Annotated in this window: 7 protein-coding genes and 1 pseudogene; 2 read left to right on the forward strand and 6 right to left on the reverse strand. The window is 37.6% G+C overall.

The window, feature by feature from the left end; translation table 11 throughout:
* Nucleotides 1–47: 47 nt before the first annotated feature.
* A complete protein-coding gene (locus tag JCM17102_RS32565; protein WP_081800234.1) occupies nucleotides 48–332 on the reverse strand; it encodes a cysteine peptidase family C39 domain-containing protein in 285 nt (94 codons plus the stop codon).
* A gap of 454 nt (nucleotides 333–786) precedes the next feature.
* On the opposite strand from JCM17102_RS32565, the gene JCM17102_RS17555 reads away from it, so the two are divergent.
* Nucleotides 787–1,227: a hypothetical protein gene (locus tag JCM17102_RS17555; protein ID WP_136498329.1), complete on the forward strand. Its 441-nt coding sequence runs from the start codon at nucleotides 787–789 to the stop codon at nucleotides 1,225–1,227.
* A 128-nt stretch (nucleotides 1,228–1,355) separates the two neighbouring features.
* A complete protein-coding gene (locus tag JCM17102_RS17560) occupies nucleotides 1,356–2,135 on the forward strand; it encodes a hypothetical protein (protein WP_025076095.1) in 780 nt (259 codons plus the stop codon).
* A gap of 160 nt (nucleotides 2,136–2,295) precedes the next feature.
* Here the strand turns inward: JCM17102_RS17560 and JCM17102_RS32570 are convergent, their stop codons facing one another.
* From JCM17102_RS32570 to JCM17102_RS32640, 5 genes and pseudogenes are all read right to left on the reverse strand, one after another.
* The gene (locus JCM17102_RS32570; protein ID WP_373278908.1) at nucleotides 2,296–2,601 is read right to left on the reverse strand and encodes a glycoside hydrolase family 95-like protein; all 306 of its coding nucleotides are present in this window, start codon (nucleotides 2,599–2,601) and stop codon (nucleotides 2,296–2,298) included.
* Between the two features lie 54 nt (nucleotides 2,602–2,655).
* Nucleotides 2,656–4,052, reverse strand: a pseudogene (locus JCM17102_RS31915) (glycosyl hydrolase family 95 catalytic domain-containing protein); the annotation flags it as partial.
* Nucleotides 4,031–4,756, reverse strand: a complete 726-nt coding sequence (locus JCM17102_RS31920) for a glycoside hydrolase family 95 protein (protein WP_275564424.1) — start codon at nucleotides 4,754–4,756, stop codon at nucleotides 4,031–4,033. The pseudogene JCM17102_RS31915 and the gene JCM17102_RS31920, both read right to left, overlap by 22 nt.
* A gap of 46 nt (nucleotides 4,757–4,802) precedes the next feature.
* The gene (locus JCM17102_RS28260) at nucleotides 4,803–7,721 is read right to left on the reverse strand and encodes a family 78 glycoside hydrolase catalytic domain (protein WP_444542050.1); all 2,919 of its coding nucleotides are present in this window, start codon (nucleotides 7,719–7,721) and stop codon (nucleotides 4,803–4,805) included.
* Nucleotides 7,721–8,271, reverse strand: a 551-nt coding sequence (locus JCM17102_RS32640; RefSeq protein ID WP_444542051.1) for a glycoside hydrolase family 78 protein, incomplete at its 5' end; no start/stop codon positions are given. The genes JCM17102_RS28260 and JCM17102_RS32640, both read right to left, overlap by 1 nt.

The raw sequence follows: 8,271 nt of genomic DNA on the forward strand, positions 1-8,271 counted from the left end.
TCTGCTTTAAACGAACCATCTAACTCCGAATCATTAGTATGCCAATGCTATATTTTATACCATTTATCTTTGAATTCATCGTAAGTATACGAAATCAGACCTTTGGCAGGGTTGGGAACATATATTTTAGTCTTTGAAGTCTTATACACAACAATTAAATGGTCATCATTCCAACGGACAATACAAGAAAGGAGTTCATCAATAGAAGCGGTGACGGATATTGATCGCAGCCCTATTTTATCGGCTGCATAGCTAATGTCGTGAAATGAAACGCCTTCACGAGTAATACTGCATGTGTGATCTTTTTTATTGCAAAAAATCCCTTTTAAAATAGAAAAGAAATTTTCAGACTATGTTTATGAACATACAAACAGATTGACGAGATCTCAAAAAAATGTTTATATTTGTATATCGCTGTCATTAGAGGTAGCAAGAAAAGATAAAATTCGTTCTCAAAAATGCTTTGTATATCGTGGTTTCGAAGATCTTAATTAGAAGTATCGCTACAAGATAGAGCATATGTAAACTAAGATACTTACTGAACACAATTACAAATACATTTAAAAAGCAAATTATAAACAACTGAAAATAAGCCAAGAATAAATGTCTGGTAATGTTATTGGAGCTAAAAAATCAATATTATGAGAAAAGAAAGAAAATTAAGAAGGTTGGATTTTGATTTGATACAGGCTGAAATGTCAGTTATTGATGGAGAACTTTTAAGAAGTATTGTCGGAGGATATAAGAACGACTGCTTTTGGAGATGTATCGCATATTTAGACAGTGGTGGCTGTTCTTACTCTGAATCAGACGCTGCAAAATATGCTGACAGTTATTATATATTATACCGGTGTAGGAATAACAACGGACAAAATCGAAGAATACATTAGCTACAACTATAGTGGTAGCACAGCACATAAACTTGTAGAGTACGACACTAGTATGGCTGGACAGGGGCAAGTCGGAAATTTAACACATACTGTAGTGTTTCAAGGTGAAAGATTTAATAGTAATGGCGAGAAAGTAACCCGATTTTTTGATCCACAAACAGGAGAAACGCTTGAGATTCCATCTAAATCTGTAATAAACACCTTTAATATTGGTACCAAAATCAGCAGTAGTGAAAATAGTGATTGGGAATATGGTAGTAGTAGTGTTTATGGAAGTAGTGGCAATGGAAGCAGTAGTTATGGAAGTAGTGCCTATGGAAGCAGTTATTATGGCTAAACAATATTCCTTATCACTGTCGAAAAATTAACCATGATTACAAACATCTATATATGAAAGTTTATTATAAATATATCTCATTCGCATAACAATAATATTTTGTAAAAAACGAATAATCAATTTCTATTATGAATAATATAAGAATTTTATTTTTAGCAATTTGTGCTATTGCATGTTTACTTCCCACATACGGACAGAAAGACACAATAACAGCGGAAGGAATATTCCCGAAATACAACCACTTGGTTTATCGTCCGAAGGACCTATCAAAACACACAATAGAAATAGTAGAAGATGGAGAAATTAAGGAATCTTCCACTGATCCCAATATGGAACTGATAAGAGGAGAATTAGACAGAGCGACAAAAGCTATAGGGCTAATATATAAAAGACTCCCACAATATATTATATCTGAAACATTTGGTCTTGAATTTCCTCCGGTAAATCCCAAAGAGTTACATATGACAGCAAATAATGCAATAACTTCTCAATGGATACATGAAGATGGAGAGTGTATACTATTCATCAAATGTCCCGGCATGAAGTCAAAGATAGATAAATCGATTACCAAACTACCAAAAGAACTTTTTTATTGGATAAAGCAAGCGTTAGGTATGGGATCCTTCTTAATCTATCCGACAGAGGAGGAGATGGAAAAGATTAATAAGAAAATAACTTGTTGGTCGCCGAGAAAATCTAAAAAAGTTTTTAATGCACAGTATGTGATTACCTCTCCAATTAAGAATGAAAAATCTATATATATGGATCTATACATGCATAAAATGGACTTGACAATGATAAAATGGGGCGAAAGATTGACAGTCTCATTCTTGGTAACTAAAAAGGGAAATAAGAATATTAATAAATATATTAAAGATGTAGAAGAAGCTTTTTGGTTTGAAAATTGATTTAAATACCGTCGCTTGATAATTGGAATTGTGTTTGTTTCATTTTCTAATCTCAATAAATAGTAATTTGACATTTAATAAATCTCATCCCTTCCATTATTAAATTAAATGCAAAAGATGAGATTTATTACTCAAAACCTGATTTCTTTCCAGACTTTATTTAGTTTGCAATGGCTGTTATTACATAAAAATCTCCTTTTTTTGTTTCAAAACTACTAATGTAGTAATTGCCTTCCTTTACTTGAGTGGATACAACTCCTTCAATACTCACTGGAACTTGAGTCCTCAAAACACACTTATTCCCCATATTTGACTTAATCTTGGCCTGCTTCAATTGATGATCTTCCCAAACGATATCTACTTCAAAGTTCCCCCTGGCTTTCAAACCTGATACACTTCCTGAAGGCCAGGCACTTGGTAAAGCCGGTAACAGATGAAGTTCTTTCAAATGACTTTGAAGAAGCATTTCTATAAATCCCGCTGTTGCTCCAAAGTTTCCATCAATCTGGAAAGGTGGATGAGCGTCGAAGAAATTCGGATAAGTTCCCCCTACTCCACCGGCAGAAGGATCACAATAATGCATGATCTCACGAATCATTTTATAAGCATGGTCACCGTCCAACAATCTGGCTGCAAAGTTAATCTTCCATCCCTTACTCCAACCTGTACCTTCATCACCACGCAGTTCAAAAGTTTTATCAGCAGCTTTTGCCAGTTCAGGAGTTATCAATGGAGAAATCTGACGTCCCGGATGCAAACCAAACAGGTGAGAAAGATGTCTATGACGAGGATCTGTCTCTTTATATTCTTTGCTCCATTCAAGTAATTGTCCCTGTGAACCAATCCGGTAAGGAAATAATTTATCTTTTTTTTCTTTCAACTGTTTACAGAATTTCTTATCCATATTCAAAATCTCCGAGCTTCAATCAAGTTCGTAAACAAATCACGGATAATCGCCATATCCATCGTTGTTGCCTCTGATACTGCATAGTATTTACCATCAATCCAGAATGAGTTTTCTGGTGAAGTAGATGGAGAAGTTATCAAATAACCGTCTTTCTCTACCAACCAATCAAAACAGAATAGAGCGGCTTCTTTCATTACCGGATAAGCTTCGTCTCTCAAGTAATTCTTGTCACCGGTAAAACAATAATGTTCCCATAAATGCTGGCAAAGCCAATTACCTCCCATATACCAGTTCGCCCAAACCGGATCGCCTTCACCACAATTACCTACCGGATTACTCAATCCCCAAATATCTGAATTATGGTGGGCCACCCATCCCCTCGCACGATAAAACTCATTTGCTGTTACTTTGCCTGTTTTCGACAGATTCTTGATCCAATCTATAAGTGGCTTGTGCATTTCGGACAGATTACCTGTTTCAGCCGGCCAATAATTCATTTCCGTATTTATATTAATCGTATAATTCGAACTCCAGGGCGGACGAAATTCTTTATTCCACAAACCTTGCAAATTAGCTGCCGATCCACCCGGACGCGAGGCGGAAATCAACAGATATCTTCCGTATTGAAAAAAGAGTTCCTCCAAGGCTGGGTCATAATTTCCATAAGAATAAAGTTTCAAGCGAAAATCCGAAGGGAGTTTCTCATTCACTTTATTATTTAATGTATCAGTCAGATGTAATGTAACGCGATTAAAAAAGCTGCTGAAGTCTGAGATATGTTTTCTTTTCAGTTCATCATAATTTAGAGATACTGCATCATCCATTCTCCGTTGCGAAATCATCTTCTCATCTTTACCTTCTTTATCAGGATGTTTATCAAAACCATTGAAACTGGTTGCTGCTGATAATAACAAAGTCAATCGGTCGGCATTCCTCACATGGATACATTTTTCGTCTACTTGAAGAGTTCCTCCAACCGGCAAAGCCTTCAAAATAGTTTGAAAACGCATTCCTCCAAGCCCGTCGGTATCCACTTGTTCAATTGCCGGTTTCCCCGGCCTGTTGTGATAAACCGGATCAACGTGGGCAGCACTTGCCCATTCATGTAAAGTTTATCATTATCTTTGGCCGTAATTGTGTTTTTGATAAGGCTACTCATAGCAATGTCGAATGTCAATTTGCCGGGCTTATTAGCAGTGAAACTTATCACCATGACACTATCCGGAGCCGAAGTGAATATTTCACGTGTATATTTCACTCCCCCCACAACAAATTCGGTAGTAGCAATGGCCTCATCCAAACATAATTTTCTCACATAGCCGGACGGATTGACTCTACCGCCAAAACTTTGTTTAATGCGGATATCTCCTAAAGGGAGAAAACTTTGGGTGAAATATCCCTGCATTTTCTTACAAAGATTAGTGGCTTCCCGGTAATCTTCTTTTGCCAAAGCTTCCCGTATAGGTTTTAAATACTTGTATGCATCGGGGGTTACATTCTTTTTCTGTGGTCCACCCGACCACAAAGTCACCTCATTCAGTTGTATCAATTCATTTTCTATTCCTCCAAACACCATCGCGCCAATTTGTCCATTGCCTAAAGGCAGAGCTTCCACCCATTCTTTAGCCGGCTGTTCATACCACAAACTCAGATTTTTCTGAGCATTCAATGATAAAGTCATTAATGTTAATGCCAGTACAATTAATCTTTTCATTGCTTATCTGTTTTTCATTTATAAGAATAATACTTTATAAACCAGTCTACTTTTCTATTTTAAAAGAATAGTCACCGGATGAAAGATCCAATATTACTTTACCATCTTCCACACCTACATACTCTACTCCTTTACTTTTCTTCAAAGATTTATTCCCCTCGGAAATTCTTTCTACAGAAACGGCAGGAAGATATAAACGTGCAATCGTATTGGCAGGAACTGTGCATTGATAAATCAATGCATCATCTTCTTTTTTCCAACTGCTATTAATGCGTCCATACATTGAATCATAGTAACCTTTCGCATAAGTCATAGCCCCTGTCACATCTACTTCCGGTTTCAATATGAAATGCTTAAATCCGGGATATCTCTCATCACGTTGTATACCTAACGAGTAATTGCACATCCATGCACCCACAGCACCAAAAGAATAATGATTAAAAGAATTCATGCTATTGTTGCCACCAAAACCATCAAGGCGCGTATATGAATTCAACCGTTCCCAAATAGTAGTAGCTCCTTGTTCAATAGGATAAAGCCAAGAGGGATAACTAGTTTGCTGTAACAACTTATATGCAACACCCGAATATCCGTTTTCAGACAAAGCCATATTAATCCATGCTGTACCTATAAAACCTGTCATTAAAGAATAAGAAGGACATTCTTTTCCCTGATCAGTTTTATTGTCTCTGGTCACTGTTTGTACAAGATGTTCCACCAGTTTATCTTTCATTGTAGAATCAACCAGATTGAAAGCTAAAGGTAATACATACGATGTTTGGATATCTACTAACTCACCTTTCTTCGGTCCATTGACCCCTGAAGCAATTGTTTTTCCCGTCTCCGGTTGAATATAGGTATGAGCAAAGAATTCCCTTCGTTCGGTAGCCAGTTTCTTGTACCATTCCGCATCATCTTTCCTATTCAATACTACAGCAATTTTATGCATCAAATCAAGATCATAAATAAAATAGGATTCCCATAGTAAAGTTTTATCATTCTTTCCATCTTCTAATCCTAACCAATCGCCTAAATTCCCCCACCATGCTTGTCCCTGAGTCAGTACTCCGGTAGTAGGATCTATATATTTTTCAAGGATATATTTTATGTAATGCTTCATTGCATCATAATGTTCGGACAACAATACACGATCATTATATTGCTGATAGGACTCCCATGCTACGGTAATACCGGCACTTCCCCAAAGTAGTCCGCCAAACCCTCCTCCAAGAGGTGCTATATCCGGGAAACGCCCGTCTGCATGTTGAGTTTGACGCATAGCAAACATATGACGACGTAAAAATTGAGGGAAAGAAGCCAGATAAGTAGCTGTACGCGAAAAGACAGAAATATCACCACTCCATCCAAGCCGTTCATTGCGTTGAGGGCAATCGGTAGGAACAGACATAAAATTAGCATAAGCTGACCACAAAATATTCTGCCATAATCGGTTTACTTTTGTATTCGAAGTTTCATAATTGGCTGTTAAACCATCGATAGAACTCAGTACCACTCCCTTTACAGATTCCAACGGAAGTGGCTTCTCAATACCTGTAATCTCCAAATAACGGTAGCCATGATAAGTAAAACGTGGAGAAATAGTTTCATTTCCTCCCTTCGTAACGTAAATATCTTGTGCCATAGCTCCACGAATATTTTCCAGCATTATCATGCCAATATTTCCTTGATATTCCGGAAGATCCGGATAGGTCACTTCTGCAAAACGTAAATATACTTTCGTTCCCGGTTGCATACCCGACAAATTGATTTGAGGAACCCCTGCCATATTTTGTCCCATATCATAAACAAAAACGCCTGGGCGGACCTCCTTCACAGAAATGGCAGTCAGTTCTTTGATGGCTTTTATCGTCTGTCCGAATTGCCCGGTGAGCCAAAAGTTTGAATAATCGTTGGCAGGTTCCCAACCATTGCTTCCACCAGTACTTACAATTCCGCCAAGTATAATCTCTTGAGCCGACTTCCATGCTGTTGCCTTGTATTCGGGAGTACTCCATCCCAATATTTGTTTTTCTTTCCGAGCATCATATATCTCACCTTGAAAGAAACTTCCATAACGTATAGGACCTTCACTGAAATATTGCCATTGGGAAGGATTAGTTACTACCACTTTCTCTGCTCCATCAGCATACGTAACTACGAGTTTAGCCAATAATGACTGACGATCACCAAAGTAATTCCAAAGTTCTCCCAAGTATGTGCATCCTCCACTCCACCAGCCTTCACCCAGTAAAGCACCGATCACATTATCTCCTTCCTGAATACAATCAGTCACATCATAAGTCTGGTATAAATGCATCTTATTATATTGTGTCATCCCCGGATTAAAATAATCATTTCCAATCCGAGATCCATTCATATATATTTCATAAATGCCACGTGAAGTAACATAAAGACGTGCTTTCTTCACCTTTTGTTTCTCTGAAACAAACCGGGTACGGAGCATAGGCATGGAATTCCGGCTTGGATCCAATGTCAGGAAAGAACCGGAACTTGTATCGAAGTTCAACACCCGAATAACATTGGAAGGGCGTTGGAAATGTCTGATCTTGATATTGGAAAAAGTTGCAATCTGTCCTTCCGGAAGGGAATAACCAATATCAGCAACCACCGGAAAAGTAATAAAATCACCACCTCGACCTATAGGATTAAGATTGACTTCTCCAATGTTATTTTGGTCGCTATCAATAAATAGACGAGTGGTCCCATAATTAGAGGTTAATATGACAGTATGTTTCTCATATTTATTGTTTTCATTAATTAGAGAAGTAGGAATAATCAGACTTTTCAATGGTACTTCTTTACGATCGTCAGGATGATAGCCCACACGATAAACATTAATTTGTGCCTCTTTGCCCGAGATCAACGGAGCTATATCCAATTCCATCATTACGTATGATTCATCTTTGGCATTCTGTAAATGGTATATATTTTTAAACTTATTCATCAAACGATGATCGTTAGCCCCATAAATAAAACCCGCACGTGTAGAACCTGATTGCCTATCAAGTTGTAGGTAAAGTCGAGACGGTATACAGGAAGATATTGTGAATGTAATGTTTGATCTTCGTCACCACCTCCAATCCATTTAGCGCCTCCCCATATCTTATCTGTATCATTTCTACTCATCAATCCGGTTTCAAACCAAGAAGAAGCTGACGCGTTTTTACCTTTATTATCCCACACGCGAATTGTCCATATATAGCGAGTGACCGGTCTCAAAGATTGTCCTTCGTATTCAATGTTAAGTGACATATCACTCATCACTTTCCCAGAATTCCAGACTTGAGTTCCATGCTCATTTGTCACAGTAATCTGATAGGCAGTTTGCATATCTCCTCTACGATCGGAAGGAACTGCCATTTGCCAACTAAAACGTGGTTTTTCTACATCTATGCCTAATGGAGTCTCTGCATATTCAACACACAAATTCTTCAAATGGAAAGAAGATTTAGCAGCACAATATAAAACTGAGTATGCAACAAAACAAAAATAAA

The organism is Bacteroides faecichinchillae JCM 17102 (genome assembly GCF_000614145.1).
Classification (GTDB): domain Bacteria; phylum Bacteroidota; class Bacteroidia; order Bacteroidales; family Bacteroidaceae; genus Bacteroides; species Bacteroides faecichinchillae.